Origin of the sequence: Bacillus sp. V3-13 (assembly GCF_002860165.1) — a bacterium.
Lineage (GTDB): Bacteria > Bacillota > Bacilli > Bacillales > Cytobacillaceae > Bacillus_BJ.
Map to the genome: position 1 here is coordinate 53327 of NZ_PGUZ01000039.1, position 14373 is coordinate 67699.

Here is a 14373-nt window from a genome sequence, read left to right on the forward strand (position 1 = left end):
AAATTCGGATTGAAGATATTACCGATGCCGTTCATGTATGCTTTCACCCAAAATCGATAAAAAACCATGGATGAAGCTACATCCATGGTTTTTTCAATTATTAGTTAACATATTTGTTTTACATGTGTCATAATCGGCTTATGTTAAGATTGTAATGGATCTTAATGATATCGCTTTATCAATTAATCCGGGAATTCTGGTTTTAAAATGTCGTCTATTGTAAAAATATAATCTATCTATTAAAATATGTTAGAATAACTAATAAGTCTGAAAATTCGTATAATTTAAAAATATTCAAGCTTTGCCAAAAAACTTTACATAACTTTGAGTTTTCTAAAAAAATTGATCGGGAGGAATTTTTCGTGAAAAAAACAGGGCAAATCGTGCTTGTCAGCATCTCGATTTTATTCACGTTAATCCAATCTCTGTTCTTTAATGATCCAATTGAAAAAGAGACAGTTGATTTTATCCTTGCGACGGCGATAGCCTGGTTTGTCGGCTGGCATTTAGATAAAGTGAAATTTTATGCAAGGGAAAGAAAAGAAAGCGAAGAAAGCTATAAGCAATTGATTGAATCACTTCCAGAGTCGGTGATTATCCATCATAACGGTATCATACTTTATGTGAATAAAGCAGCTGAGATCATGGCTGCTGCCAGAAGCAAAGAGGAGTTAATTGGCCGGTCGATTTTTGATTTTCTTCCAAGGGAAGAGGACGATCTGGTAAAAGAGCGGATCGAACAAGTATACAAGGAAAAAAAGCCGTTAATGAATTTTGAGCATAGAGTAACAAGGTTGGATGGAAAAACGATTTTTTTCGAAGAGTCGTCCCTCTATATTTTGTTTGAGGGCAAGGAAGCTGTTTTATCGATCGGCAAGGATATAACAGATCGGAAAGAGAAAACAGAGCGCCTTTTACAGAAGTCTGAAAAATTGGCGCTCGTTGGACAAATGGCGGCAGGGATAGCCCATGAAATCCGCAACCCGCTTACTTCAATTAAAGGATTTATCCAGTTGTTCCGTTCCAACAACAGCCAGGAAGAATATTTTGAAATCGTATTAGCGGAATTGGAACGAATTAATTTAATTGTCGGAGAATTTTTAGTTCTGGCTAAGCCAACTGCCATTGTTTTTCAGGAGAAAAATTTAAAAAATTTAATAAAAGATGTGGTGATGCTGATTAATACGCAATCAATTTTAAATAATGTTCAAATCTTTGTTGAGTTTGGGGCGGATATTCCAAACATCTCTTGTGAAGAAAATCAATTAAAGCAGCTTTTTATCAATATTTTAAAAAATGGCATAGAGGCAATGCCGATGGGTGGGACAATCGATTTAAAAGTTGAAAAAAAAGAAGACGGAAAGGTGTCGATTCTTTTTATTGATCACGGAGTCGGAATTCCGGAAGAGCGGATCCCAACATTGGGAGAACCCTTTTATACGACTAAGGAAAAAGGAACAGGCCTCGGATTAATGACCTGCTATAAAATTGTCGAAACACATAATGGCGAATTGAACATTACGAGTAAAGTTGGTCAAGGAACCACCATTGAAATCATATTGCCTGTCCTCACAAAAGAACACATAAACGAAGAGATTACTGTTTTGCAAGCCTAGTCATCATCTCTTCTGGCCGTAAGAATATACTGATTTAACATGGTGAGGCCACTCAAAAGTTTAAAATCAGCTGGGAAGGGAATTGAAATAGAAATCGGTTAGGAGGGATCAATATTATGCCAGGAAAAAAGTTAATGATGACAACGATTGCGTTAGGTACAGCATTTCTTTTAAGAGATAAGAAATCCCGACAAAAACTTAAAGAACAATTTCAGGCCTTTAGCGGGAGGTCCGGCAAAAGCAGGTTTTAATATATGTTGAGAAGCCCTTGAATATTCAGGGGTTTTTCAATGCGATTAACTATTTCATAGACGATAGCATGATGAAAAATCCACGATAAGGATATTTACGGAATCATGGGGAATCCTAACCTAAAAGACTGTAAAAGAGGTGCGAGCCATGCAGCCTGTTAGCGGACAGATCATCTCAGGTGAATTTGATCAAGTTCATAACCAATTTTCCGTTCAAAAAGTGAAAAACTTATCCACCTTGTCAGTATTAAACGAACAACAAATTTCTATGCTGTACCGTTATTTAAAGTTACATGAAAACGAAGAGGATGGACAGATTGTAACGTTATACGACCAAATTCCTGTCGTGTTAACACAATTTGAAACGAAATTACTGTTGAGGGATTTGGAGAGAATCCAACAGCTGTACAAACAGTGTTAAACACTTTCGGCTCTTATCCAGAAATGTTCAAATGGTCGAAAATCCCATGACGATTATCCGCAGGCAAGGTAATAATATTAGCGATTACGATGGAAAGAAGGGATCATGATGGGATTGGAATGGTTTGATCGAGTGACTGGGGAGCTTCAGGATCATCTTGAATCACTGTGTGATAAATACGACCAGCTCGGCCATATGTCGGTTGACAGAGGAGCGCGTCATCCGCGAATTGAATTTTACGTCGAGACAGCTGATGATGACCGCGATTACTTTTGCACACTTTCATTTGACCCGCACAATGAGGAGTTCTATATGGACACCATTGATATTGAGACAGGACAAAATTCAAAAACGATTCTTGCTGATATTGAAGATATTACAGATGCCGTTCATGAAAGCTTTCATGATTACATGAACGGGGATGACGATATCATTGGTGATTATGAAATTGAAGAAGATTTTGCCGGAGAAGAAGAGGAGTATTACATGGCAGAAGCGGAGCCGGACGGGGATATCCTCAATCAAATTGATGTAGAGTGGAAAACACCTGAGGTTACAGCTTTTATGCATGAAGATGAAGTTGAGGTCACCTATCAATTTGGGGTCGTTGAAGAGACAGGTGATGGCGTCCTTCGCCGCGTAAACAGAATATGGACGGAAGATGATGATCTGATTAAAGATGAATCCAACTTTATTTTCAGCAAAGAAGAAGCTAGTACGATTATAGCGCTGATTGCGAGCCATATGGATTCAATGAGTGAATTTAATTTTGACCAGCAGTAAGCCGATACAGAAAAATCCCCAAGATTGGGGATTTTTCTGTGCTTAGCCACCAATATGTGACATTTCGACTTTTTTTCTGCTGACATTTCTCTCTGGATTTTTATCGCGCATTTCAGAATAACGGTCATGGCGATTTTCCCATATACCTGTGACAATCTGCGCAAGTTCGTCATTCGATTTGTTTGCGCGAAGAGGGGTGCGCAAATCGTGACCGTCTCCTGAAAACAGGCATGTGTAAAGTTTGCCTTCGGCTGACAGACGGGCGCGGTTGCAGGTTGAGCAAAACGCGCCCGTTACCGATGAAATAATCCCAAATTCATTATCTGTACCAAGATAACGAAATCTTGCTGCGACTTCGCCGGTGTAATTTGGTGCAACCTGCTCAAAGGGTAATACCTTCATGATATCTTCAAGAATTTCCTGTCTTGAATACACCTTTTCCAGGTTCCATTTGTTTGTATTTCCAACATCCATGAACTCGATAAAGCGCAAAATATGGCCTTCATCTTTAAAAAACTGTGCCATTGGAACGACCTCATGCTCATTAACGCCTTTTTGGACAACCATGTTAATTTTAACCTTCAGCCCTGCTTTTGCCGCTGCATCAATCCCTTTTAATACAGCATCAACTTTGACTCCTCTGCCGTTTATTTTCGCAAACAAATCATCATTTAATGAGTCAAGGCTGACGGAAACACGTTTTAAACCTGCTTCCTTCAGCTGAGCTGCATACTTCGTTAAAAGAACCCCATTTGTCGTCATCGCGATGTCATTGATACCGTCAATCTGGAAGATCTTTTCAATCAGCGCCGGAAGGTCCTTTCTCATCAACGGTTCACCGCCGGTAATCCGGATTTTCTTAATCCCGAATGCATCTGAAAAAATCTCGACCAGCCGCGTAATTTCCTCAAAAGAAAGCAGCTGGTCTTTCGGCAAAAAGGGGAAGTCAGGTCCAAAGATTTCCGCCGGCATACAGTAGGTACACCGGAAGTTGCAGCGATCCGTCACAGAAATGCGAAGATCCCGCAAAGGACGTTTCAGCTGGTCGTGCAGAAGTTTTTTCTCCATTAATCAATTTACATCCTCTCTTGATGCCCTGGCCGCTACGATTCTTTCCGAATGAGAGTATACATTAAAGGAGCTGCCTCTAATAAAGCCGACCGCCGTGATGTTTAAATCGTCTGCTAATTTGATGGCAAGATCAGTTGGGGCAGACTTTGACAAAATGATTCCCACTCCGATTTTTGCCGCCTTTAAAAGTACTTCAGATGAGATTCTCCCGCTGAAAGCAATGATTTTATCCTGAACCGGTATTCGGTTTTGCACACAATAGCCAAGGATTTTATCCAATGCATTATGCCGGCCGATATCCGCTCGGTTTACAATGATGCCATTTGGTGAGAACAGGGCTGCATTGTGGACCCCACCGGTTTCCTGGAATACAACGCTGTTATCCTGAAGCGCTTTCATGAAATGAATACACTGTTCTGGTGTCAATGTAACTTTTGATGTCGAAGTTTTAGCTGTTTTTGCATCATTATAAAAATAAAACTGTCTGCTCTTTCCGCAGCAGGAGCCGATAAATCTTTTTGAATAAAATTGCTGGTTTGCAGGTGTCTGTTTTGCAGTTTCGACATAGGCAAAACCTTTGCTTTCATCGATGTGCAGTTCTTTGACATCATCGTTAAAACGGATAACTCCTTCTGATGCCAGAAAGCCGAAAATAAGCTCTTCCAAGTTTTTCGGAGTACAGACCATCGTTGCGAATTCGATGCCGTTAAGCATAACCGTCAAAGGGAATTCCGTGACAATTTGATCCTCTTTTTCTTGCAGGCTGCCATTTTCAAACTTTAAAATTTTATTATTACTTCTAATTTGAGTCTCCATTTTTACACCCACCTGACGAGGATAACTGAATTACCCAAAATATTAGCACTAAGAAAATCTAAAATGCAAGTATTTTTACTATACCCATAGTGAGAACGAAAAAAAGCATTGTAGGAATTAAAATTAAGTGATAAAATTTACTAAAAGTTCATCAAATTGTAACATTTTTATTTTCGGGATAGCGAACCTGTCTCCGTGTAAAAGTGAAGCAAGATTTTGAAAGCGATTTACTGTTGGTATGCAACAGCGCAACCTGTTGGCAGCTAACCGTCATATCTTTTCCCGTTTACACCGGGGAGGTTTGACGGTTTTTTAATGAGTTTCTAAAAAAAGGGGAGTCGCAAGAATGGAAAAAACAAAAAACAGATGGCTTATTGCCGCATCAGCAGTAGGAATTCATATTTCAATCGGTTCAGTTTATGCATGGAGTGTTTTTACAAAGCCGCTGGCAAGCGAATTCGGCTGGGATTTGACAGACATTAGTTTAACATTCAGCCTGGCGATCTTATTTTTAGGCTTGTCTGCTGCTTTTTTGGGACATTTTGTTGAAAAATACGGACCGAGAAAGGCAGGCATCCTTGCAGCAGTATTTTTTGGTGTTGGTGTTACCGGCTCAGGGCTGGCGATTAATTTGGAATCGTTGCCGTTATTGTATCTTTTCTATGGTGTGTTAGGTGGAATCGGGCTTGGGGTTGGTTATATCGCACCAGTGTCTACGCTTGTGAAATGGTTTCCTGACAGAAGGGGTTTGGCGACTGGACTTGCGATCATGGGTTTTGGGTTTGCATCATTGATCAGCAGCCCGATTATGCAAAACTTGATTGAGGCAGTTGGAATTGCCAAAACCTTTTACATTCTGGGAATTTCCTATTTTGTGATCATGATTTCTTCATCCCTTTATCTTGCTCCGCCAAAGCAAGGCTGGTTGCCGGCAGGCTTTGAGGAGAAAATTAAATCTGGCGTGACTACAGTAAAAAGGGATTTATCGCAACTGACAGCTAATGAAGCGATAAGGACAAGAAGATTTTATTACATATGGTTGATGCTTTTTATTAACATCACGTGTGGAATTGCGATCATTTCTTCTGCATCTCCGCTGGCGCAGGAAAGCGTTGGCTTAAGCGCAGCCGCAGCCGCAGCGCTTGTTGGTGTGCTGGGAGCATTTAATGGATTTGGCAGAATCGGCTGGGCGTCGATTTCGGATTATATTGGCCGGCCAAATACGTATACGGCTTTTTTCTTAATTCAAGTTATTGCGTTCCCGCTTGTGACAATGACCGACAATCCAATCATGTTCCAGGTTTTACTGGCGATCATTTATACATGCTATGGCGGAGGTTTTGCAGCTATCCCGGCCTATATCGGCGACTTGTTTGGAACGAAACAGCTTGGAGCAATCCATGGCTATATATTAACGGCTTGGGCTGCAGCAGGGCTTGTCGGACCAATGTTTGCTTCCTGGGTAAGGGAAACAACCGGAAGTTATTCGCAAAGTTTGTTGGTATTCACCGCTTTATTCGTGGTCGCATTAGCCGTTTCATTATTGATCCGCATCGATATCAAGAAGTTGAGCGAAAAGCAAAACAGTGCCAGTGCCAAAGCAGCAAGTTGACAACAAAGCAGATAATTGTTTAACTTATAAAGCGATATCATCAGTTTAATAGTTTTTGCATAGTGATTAAACAAGAAAAGATTGTAATGAAGGATTGAAATGCAATGAATAAGTATGAGGCAGAATTCAGCAACTTAGTACGTTCCTTTCGGAAAAAGCACATGGGAAAAGGGCCGGGTAAAGTAACAACCACGTTTTGTAAAAACTGGGCCATTTGCGAAATGGAGGGCAATTTGTCCCCGGTCGAAAAATTCATTGCCAGCGCTGACGAAGGAAAACAAATGCTTCGTGCTGCAAGAACAGAAATGGTTAAGCAAATGTATAAAAAAAACACGCCTGTTGAAATGGAAGAATTTCTCCAGAGCAAACTGGTCGACTTGTTTGTCGATATTGACATCGAGCGGGACTTTGGAATGTCTGTGTTTGTCTTTGACCAGGACATTGAAAAAAAGTTCTGTAAATAAAACAACTTTTGCTTTTTTGGGAGTTGGCACTTGGCAGCGAACCTGCTAAAGACTAACCACCATACACTTCAAGCTTTATGTGTATGGTGGTTTTTATTTTCTATAAAGGAGTTATGGAAAAATGGGGAAAACAAAGCATACTGGACCGATCAAATTAGATACTAGACCAAAACCGGCATTATGGGCAGGGCTGGCGCCAATGGGGCTGGGCAAAGTCAAACCCCACCACATTAAGGATACGATGAAGGTTGTCTGGGACAACAAAGACAATCTTCCATACGCATACCGAATTTTAACACAGGGTATATGCGATGGTTGTGCGCTGGGTGTTTCCGGATTATATGACCAGACGCTGACCGGGCCGCATCTTTGTACAACAAGACTCAATGTTCTTCGCCTTAACACGATGTCGGCGATTGATCCGAAGTGGCTTGAAGATGTTGAGAAGATGCAGCAGCTTGACAGCGCTCAGCTGAGAAAATTGGGACGGATTCCATATCCGCTTTCCCGAAAAAAAGGAGAGAAAAAGTTTACCAGACTTTCCTGGGATGAGGCACTTGACCGGATTGCCCAAAAAATCAAGAGCATTGATTCGAAGCAGCTTGCATTTTATTTAACTGCCCGCGGAATTACGAATGAAGTTTACTACACAGCTGCGAAAACAGCCCGTTTCCTTGGCACAAATAATATCGATAATGCTTCACGGATTTGCCACTCTCCAAGTAAGACGGCTTTAAAACGATCAATGGGCATCGGTGCATCAAGCTGTAATTATAAGGATTGGATCGGCACAGATGTATTGGTGTTCTGGGGATCCGTTGCCGCGAACAATCAGCCTGTTTCAACGAAATATATGTATGCTGCGAAGAAGGCCGGTACAAAGATTATTACGATTAACCCATATCGCGAACCAGCAATGGAAAAATACTGGATTCCGTCAATTGCTGAAAGTGCGTTATTTGGCACAAAAATTGTCGATGATGTTTATCAGGTTAATATCGGTGGCGATATCGCCTTTATGAACGGCGTCATGAAGCATTGGATTGAGATGGAGGAAAAACGGCCGGGTTCAGCCATTGACCACCAATTTGTCAACGAACATACAAACGGCTACGAAGAGCTGAAAAATCATATAATAAAACAGGACTGGGAGCAGCTTGAGAAATCATCTGGTGTAACCCGGGAAAGAATGCTTGAATTTGCAGAATTACTTGCCGGGTCAAAATCGGCTGTTTTTGTGTGGAGCATGGGTTTAACCCAGCACCGCTTCGCAACCGATAATATTTCACAAGTAGCAAACCTCGCCATGCTTCGCGGTTTTATTGGCAAAAAGCATTGTGGTGTTATGCCAATCCGTGGCCATAGCGGCGTGCAGGGTTCCGGAGAAATGGGCGCCGACCCATTTGTTATGCCGGGTGGAGACTTTGATGAGCAAAACATTGAAAGAGTTGAAAAGGTCTGGAAATTCCCAATCCCGCGCTGGCAGGGGGATACAGTCGGACAGACGCTTGAAAATATCATGCTGCCCGACGACCATGAACGAAAGGTGAAGCTTTTCTATACAAGCGGAGGAAATTTCCTTGAAACGATGCCAGATCCGAATTTTATGAAACAAGTATTGGAGAATGTTGAATTGCGTGTCCATCAGGATATTATCTTTAACACTTCTACACTTGTTGACGCGAAGGAAGAAGTGATTGTACTGCCGGCGATGACCCGCTACGAACAGCCGGGCGGGGGTACTTCAACGAGTACAGAAAGAATGGTTTACTTCAGCGCAGAAATTGACGGTCCGCGCATTAAGGAAGCCCGGCCTGAATGGGAAATTTATATCGATCTTGCTTCAAGAGTGTTTCCTGAGAAAAAGCATCTTATTCATTTCAATAATGCAGCAGAAATACGTGCAGAAATTGCCGAAGCCAATCCATATTATGACGGAATCCAGCATTTGAAAAATCGCGGTGATGTATTCCAATGGGGCGGAGCGTGGCTGTGTGAAGATGGATTATTTCCGACACCAAATGGAAAAGGAAACCTTTTGGCGATCGAAATTCCTGAACTTCGTAAAACAGAAGGCCATTTCTATGTAACATCACGCCGGGGTAAACAATTCAACTCAATGGTGTATAGCAACAAAGATGCGTTCAACGGAGCGGACCGTTATGACATCGTCATGAACGCAGATGATGCAGCAAAATTGCGCATTAATGAAGGCGACACCGTTGTTGCGTATAACCAGTTTGGAACCTATCAAGGACGAGCCAAATTTGAAGATATCAAGTCCGGCAATATCGCGGTCTACTGGCCGGAAGGAAATATTCTGCTTCCAAAGGGTGTTTATGAAAAGTATTCGCAGATTCCAGAATACAACACAGGTGTGGTTCTCGAAAAAGCAGAAACCTTCCATGCCCAGAAAGACAGAAAATATGTTGAAAAAAGAATCGAAGAATTAGAAATGAGTGTCGACTGAGTCGAGTTTCTTCTATAATATTGTTTAAGATCCGGTTCAGATTGATTGAACCGGATCTTTTTATGAGTTTTAATATCCACCACATCACCCGGAAACAAATATCCAGATGACACATCAATGTAATGTAAACGTCAACAGCTTGTAAACTTAATCCGCTAAACTATGAATACCAATAGCAGACTTTGGAGGTATTTATGGAATCGTATTTGCAAAAATCGCTTGATGAATGGAAAGAAGAAATTTCTGAAGTGCTTGATGCCGTAGATAGAGAGTATGAGGAAGTAAAGCAGGAGCTCAAGGTGTATTCGTATAAATACGGGATTACCAAACAAGTGATTCAATCGACGGTGAATGATGAAATTATTAATCATATCCGCCAGCTTTACCACAAGCCTTTTGAAGAAAAATACGAAGAATTGAAAGAATATATGCGTGAGCTTGACGAAAAAAGGAAAGTATTTCAAATGTTTGTACATAAAATTGATGAAGTAAAACGGAAAGAAACAAATCCGGTTTCTACGAATGCAGTACAAACCTTTTAAATTTGTGCCTATGCAAATCATTGCATGGGTTTTTTAAATTTTTGTAATGAAAAAGAGCAGATTATTTCATAATTCGAATGAAATATGAGAAAATAAAATGGAAATTTTTATAAGGAGGCCAAAACAGTATGAGAAGCCTGACAGATACAACTACGTTACATAATGGGGTTAAGATGCCCTGGTTTGGATTTGGTGTGTTTAAAGTCAAAGAGGGTGAAGAAGTCATTGAGTCGGTCAAGGCCGCATTAAAAGCAGGATACCGAAGCATTGATACGGCAGCTGTTTACCAAAACGAAGAAGGTGTCGGCCAGGCAATCAAAGAATCCGGCGTTCCCCGTGAGGAATTGTTTGTAACAACAAAAGTTTGGAACGCGGACCAAGGCTTCGATTCTACGCTAAGTGCCTTTGAGACGAGTTTAAAGAAATTAGGGCTCGACTATGTGGATTTGTATCTTATTCACTGGCCGGTGAAAGGGAAGTATAAAGAAACATGGAGAGCGCTCGAACAGCTTTATAAAGATGGCAGAGTTCGTGCGATCGGCGTAAGTAATTTTCATGTCCATCACTTACAGGATCTTCTTGCGGATGCAGAGATCAAGCCAATGGTCAATCAGGTTGAGCTGCATCCATTGCTCGCACAAACCGAGCTGCACGAATTTTGCAAAAACCAGGGCATTCAAATTGAAGCATGGTCACCGCTGGCACAAGGCGAATTGCTCAACAACGAGGTACTGAAGGAAATTGGCGCTAAATATGATAAATCACCGGCACAAATCATTCTTCGCTGGGATTTGCAGAGGGAAATCGTTACAATCCCTAAATCAATCAATGAAAACCGGATCATCGAAAATGCGAACATTTTCGATTTCGAGCTGTCACGTGACGATATGGAAAAGATAAACTCACTAAATGAAAACCGTCGCGTTGGTGCGGATCCGGACAATTTCGATTTTTAATTCGGGACTGATACTTGGGGAATGGTGGTATCTGTGTTTCACAAATATAATGTCACCTATTCTCTTGATAAAGGTTGCCCATTTTCTGTTTTTGCAACGATAAAAAATTGACACTGAGAAAATGCTGCATTATATTTGAGTGAATTTTCTAATTCTTGAATAGTACCTGTTTCTCTCCATTCTTGTTCCCATTGTTTTAACGTTTCAACATCCGTGTTAAGGATGAATCTAAACTTCCAGAACTAGAAGAGATGATTCTAATACCAGGAGGATCTTTTATAAAAGGCATTGATCGTTCCAGTGCTAATCACCATAGACTTTCGTTTACAAATGTCGAAAAAGAAGAAAAAGTATATCTGCCACCTTATTATATAGATATATACCCCGTATCTAACGCCGAGTACGACCAATTTGTCAAAGATGTGGGTACCAACGATGAATTGTTTAGACACCCCGATCAAAAACCAGAGAAGAACCACATGAGAAATACATACTATGATGAACGGTTTGAACCTGACCATCCAGTAACGGGCATTGATTGGTACGATGCATATGCATACGCAAAATGGGCAGGTAAAGAACTTCCCACCGAAGAGCAATGGGAAAAAGCTGCTAGAGGGGCAGATGGTCGAATTTACCCATGGGGAAATGAATTCAATGTTAAATATGTAAACTGCTTGCTAGGGACGGAAAAAGTGGATATGGACCTTACTGAGTGGAGGAAATGCTTATGTAAAACGAGTAATATTTTTCCGGGAACAACCACATATAGCATCTACTCAATTCCTGAAAATCGCAGTCCTTACGGAGTGATGGGGATGGTAGGAAATTGTTGGGAGTATACCAGCACCAACTATTACACTGGTGAAGAAATGGATCCTAATTTTATTGAACAGGATGTTAGTCAATTCATACAAGATGAAACTGCTTATGTTGTCATTAAGGGTGGGGCATGGAGCTCTATTCCAGACATGGTCTCTACTTGGTTTAGAGGAAAAGATTTGTTAACGGATAGACATAATGAAATTGGTTTCCGTTGTGTAAAAAACATTGAATAGAGGATGGTGTCTACTATAGAACGGTATGATCAAGCCTCCACATTGTGGAGGCATTCCAATTTTCTTAAGCTCTGGGGGTCTCAAACATTTAACTCTTTAGGCCAAATCTTACTTCAAGTCGCTGTGATCACAGAAATTTATAAACTAACGCAATCTATATCAGGAGCAGCGTCAGTTCCTGCAATTTCTGCGATCGCTTCATTCATCGGGAGCCTCACGGCCTCCTTCTTAATTGATCGGTTCTCTTTGGTAAGGTTACTATTTATAATCGGCTTGCTTCGAGCGGGACTCACCATATTACTAGGTTCATTTCTTATATATGCCTCCAAAATTACTGTTTTTCCCGCTCTTTCTGTTTTATTTATTTTAGCGTTTATCAGTTCATGGTACCAGCCAGCTCGATTTGCATTGTTACCTTTCATTGTATCAAGAGAACTTTATGTAAAAGCCAGCGCATCGATCTCTTTAGTTCAGCAATCCTTGTTTTCGATAGGATGGGCACTTGGAGGCATTCTAACCATAACGCTGTCGTTTTCTACGATTATCTCTTTTGTCATAGTCGCTTTTGGAATCTCGGGTTTGTTTGTATTATTAGTAAAAACTCAGGCTAATGAAAATAAACAGAACGTAGGAAAACAAAAGCCAGTACCTGCCTGGAAGCAAGTCGTTCGATCTCCCATTATTCGTACCATTACTTTAATGGATTGTACTGAAGGACTAGCCAATGCTATTTGGTCGTCGGCGTTATTGTTAGCTTTTACAAATGTAGTTCTAGGACTGGGTAATGATTGGTGGGGGTTCATTAATGCCTCGTATTTCATTGGAGCTATAATCGGTAGTGCAATCGTATTATATCAATCAAAGATCCTGGAAAGAAATATTGCCTCTGTGATTAGTTTGAGCTCAATTATTATGGGGGTTCTAACTTTTCTTTTTACAGTAATAAACATTCCAATTTTTTCATTGGTACTTTGTATATTAATGGGCCCCATGTACCAAATACGTGATATTTGCCAACAAACAATTCTGCAAGATGTGATTAAACCGGAACAGATAGCCAGCATTATGGCTGCCAGAGATATTATTTTATCTCCTTGGAACGGCTTAACGATTTTATTAATGGGTGTCATTGCCGATTTCACAAGTATTAAGTTTATTTTCTTTTTAGCTTCTTTCCTCTACGTAGTCACGGCAATTCTTGTATATATACAGCCTGAACTACGAAATTATCAGTTCATTGAAAAAAAGTTCTTTACTTAGGTTTAAACGTATTGTGCGGGAAGTAAAAGGTGATGTGATCTGACAGCGCATCCTAATGGTAACACTTGCATTTGAGCCAGTGACCTCTATATTCAACAGATTTCATCTTGTTCCACTTAACTAACTCGTTAAAACCATTTCATTTTTAATAACTGGGCCCTTGCCAGAGAAGTGATTTAGTACAGTTATTTCGGCTATAAAACTTGGCTTAACTAGTTTGACAAAGATGCAAATAGTGCTGGATAGAGAAATAACCTGTTCTCTACAATGTATTCCAGCTCACACGTATTCTTCATGAATATATGCAAGAAGGGAACCTATTGGATGAAGAAGTGCTGTCTGATCTTAGTCCATATCTCACCTTTCACGTAAATCGTTTCGGAAAGTATCGTTTAGACATCGATCGCCGTCCACTAGATCTTCAGTTTGATATTCCAGTGTCTCCTACTCAAGTAGAAGCTATTAGTTGAAATAAATAACAAGAGAGTATTCAAACTGATATGCTCTCTTGTTTATGAGTGGCCCAAAAAAGAACGAATTCTTGCCGTACCCCAATATGTTTACTTCTTATCCAGAGAGGTGGAGGGATTTGGCCCTTTGATACCTCGGCAGCGGACTCTTTAAGAGCACTGTGCCAATTCCAACAAGCGTTATGCTTGGCAGATAAGACAGGATTGGACTTATAACGCCAACCCCTTCTTATTATTACGCAACGGATGATAGGAAGGGGTTTTTATTTTATCTAAAACCCACTAAACCAATCGGAATAAATTAGAATAGGAGCAATAATAAGTGAAAAATATTGATTTTTCTGCAGAAGAGAAAAAGGAATTCTTCATCGCAAAGCTGCTCGATCTCGGCGTGTATAAAAAAGGGGATCGCCAACTATTTGAATTGTCGCTTGATGACCTCACGGAGGAATATGAAAAAATAATGAAATGTAAAAACTTCAAAAACAAAAAACGTGAATCAAGTTTATCTGATGTTGCATACAAAATCTAAACCAAAAGCACAAAGCCATGAAGGCTTTATGCTTTTCTTAATAATTGTTCC

At 40.5% G+C, this 14373-nt stretch carries 14 protein-coding genes, 1 pseudogene and 1 riboswitch; of the genes and pseudogenes, 13 read left to right on the top strand and 2 right to left on the bottom strand.

Annotation, left to right across the window (positions count from 1 at the left end; genetic code table 11):
- The first annotated feature begins 362 nt into the window (after positions 1–362).
- From CU633_RS14745 to CU633_RS14755, 4 genes are all read left to right on the top strand, one after another.
- Positions 363–1616, top strand: coding sequence for an ATP-binding protein (locus tag CU633_RS14745; protein WP_101661357.1), 1254 nt, complete (start codon positions 363–365; stop codon positions 1614–1616).
- 116 nt (positions 1617–1732) lie between these two features.
- Entirely contained in the window at positions 1733–1867 is a 135-nt protein-coding gene (locus CU633_RS23370) for a hypothetical protein (protein ID WP_257958813.1), read from the top strand.
- A gap of 148 nt (positions 1868–2015) precedes the next feature.
- A complete protein-coding gene (locus CU633_RS14750) occupies positions 2016–2288 on the top strand; it encodes a hypothetical protein (RefSeq protein ID WP_101661358.1) in 273 nt (90 codons plus the stop codon).
- Between the two features lie 108 nt (positions 2289–2396).
- On the top strand, positions 2397–3071 hold the full coding sequence (locus CU633_RS14755) for a hypothetical protein (RefSeq protein WP_101661359.1): 675 nt from the start codon (positions 2397–2399) through the stop codon (positions 3069–3071).
- A gap of 42 nt (positions 3072–3113) precedes the next feature.
- Here the strand turns inward: CU633_RS14755 and moaA are convergent, their stop codons facing one another.
- Together moaA and fdhD are read right to left on the bottom strand one after the other, a co-directional pair.
- On the bottom strand, positions 3114–4139 hold the full coding sequence (moaA, locus tag CU633_RS14760) for a GTP 3',8-cyclase MoaA (RefSeq protein WP_101661360.1): 1026 nt from the start codon (positions 4137–4139) through the stop codon (positions 3114–3116).
- Between the two features lie 3 nt (positions 4140–4142).
- On the bottom strand, positions 4143–4958 hold the full coding sequence (fdhD, locus tag CU633_RS14765) for a formate dehydrogenase accessory sulfurtransferase FdhD (RefSeq protein WP_101661361.1): 816 nt from the start codon (positions 4956–4958) through the stop codon (positions 4143–4145).
- Positions 4959–5304: 346 nt separating this feature from the next.
- On the opposite strand from fdhD, the gene CU633_RS14770 reads away from it, so the two are divergent.
- The 9 genes and pseudogenes from CU633_RS14770 (at position 5305) to CU633_RS14810 (ending at position 14322) form a co-directional block, all read left to right on the top strand.
- Positions 5305–6570, top strand: a complete 1266-nt coding sequence (locus CU633_RS14770) for an L-lactate MFS transporter (RefSeq protein ID WP_101661362.1) — start codon at positions 5305–5307, stop codon at positions 6568–6570.
- A gap of 104 nt (positions 6571–6674) precedes the next feature.
- Positions 6675–7034 carry a DUF2294 domain-containing protein gene (locus CU633_RS14775; protein ID WP_101661363.1) on the top strand — a complete coding sequence of 120 codons (360 nt, stop codon included), beginning with the start codon at positions 6675–6677 and terminating at the stop codon, positions 7032–7034.
- A gap of 121 nt (positions 7035–7155) precedes the next feature.
- Positions 7156–9504, top strand: coding sequence for an FdhF/YdeP family oxidoreductase (locus CU633_RS14780; RefSeq protein WP_101661364.1), 2349 nt, complete (start codon positions 7156–7158; stop codon positions 9502–9504).
- A 194-nt stretch (positions 9505–9698) separates the two neighbouring features.
- Positions 9699–10046 (top strand): hypothetical protein, encoded by a 348-nt coding sequence (locus tag CU633_RS14785; protein ID WP_101661365.1) that lies wholly within the window; start codon positions 9699–9701, stop codon positions 10044–10046.
- A 128-nt stretch (positions 10047–10174) separates the two neighbouring features.
- Complete coding sequence (locus tag CU633_RS14790; protein ID WP_101661366.1) at positions 10175–11002, top strand: aldo/keto reductase; 828 nt, start codon at positions 10175–10177, stop codon at positions 11000–11002.
- A 251-nt stretch (positions 11003–11253) separates the two neighbouring features.
- Complete coding sequence (locus CU633_RS14795) at positions 11254–12060, top strand: formylglycine-generating enzyme family protein (protein ID WP_101661367.1); 807 nt, start codon at positions 11254–11256, stop codon at positions 12058–12060.
- A 6-nt stretch (positions 12061–12066) separates the two neighbouring features.
- Positions 12067–13320, top strand: a complete 1254-nt coding sequence (locus tag CU633_RS14800) for an MFS transporter (RefSeq protein ID WP_180954976.1) — start codon at positions 12067–12069, stop codon at positions 13318–13320.
- A 257-nt stretch (positions 13321–13577) separates the two neighbouring features.
- Positions 13578–13790, top strand: a pseudogene (locus tag CU633_RS14805) (Tn3 family transposase); the annotation flags it as partial.
- 94 nt (positions 13791–13884) lie between these two features.
- Positions 13885–13990: riboswitch (SAM riboswitch) on the top strand.
- A gap of 122 nt (positions 13991–14112) precedes the next feature.
- Positions 14113–14322, top strand: coding sequence for a Fur-regulated basic protein FbpA (locus CU633_RS14810; protein ID WP_101661369.1), 210 nt, complete (start codon positions 14113–14115; stop codon positions 14320–14322).
- Positions 14323–14373: the final 51 nt, after the last annotated feature.

Coding starts and splice junctions, on each gene's coding strand:
- CU633_RS23370 (WP_257958813.1), top strand. CDS start 1,733: ATGCCAGGAAAAAAGTTAATGATGACAACGATTGCGTTAGGTACAGCA.
- CU633_RS14750 (WP_101661358.1), top strand. CDS start 2,016: ATGCAGCCTGTTAGCGGACAGATCATCTCAGGTGAATTTGATCAAGTT.
- CU633_RS14755 (WP_101661359.1), top strand. CDS start 2,397: ATGGGATTGGAATGGTTTGATCGAGTGACTGGGGAGCTTCAGGATCAT.
- moaA (WP_101661360.1), bottom strand. CDS start 4,139: ATGGAGAAAAAACTTCTGCACGACCAGCTGAAACGTCCTTTGCGGGAT.
- fdhD (WP_101661361.1), bottom strand. CDS start 4,958: ATGGAGACTCAAATTAGAAGTAATAATAAAATTTTAAAGTTTGAAAAT.
- CU633_RS14770 (WP_101661362.1), top strand. CDS start 5,305: ATGGAAAAAACAAAAAACAGATGGCTTATTGCCGCATCAGCAGTAGGA.
- CU633_RS14775 (WP_101661363.1), top strand. CDS start 6,675: ATGAATAAGTATGAGGCAGAATTCAGCAACTTAGTACGTTCCTTTCGG.
- CU633_RS14780 (WP_101661364.1), top strand. CDS start 7,156: ATGGGGAAAACAAAGCATACTGGACCGATCAAATTAGATACTAGACCA.
- CU633_RS14785 (WP_101661365.1), top strand. CDS start 9,699: ATGGAATCGTATTTGCAAAAATCGCTTGATGAATGGAAAGAAGAAATT.
- CU633_RS14790 (WP_101661366.1), top strand. CDS start 10,175: ATGAGAAGCCTGACAGATACAACTACGTTACATAATGGGGTTAAGATG.
- CU633_RS14795 (WP_101661367.1), top strand. CDS start 11,254: ATGATTCTAATACCAGGAGGATCTTTTATAAAAGGCATTGATCGTTCC.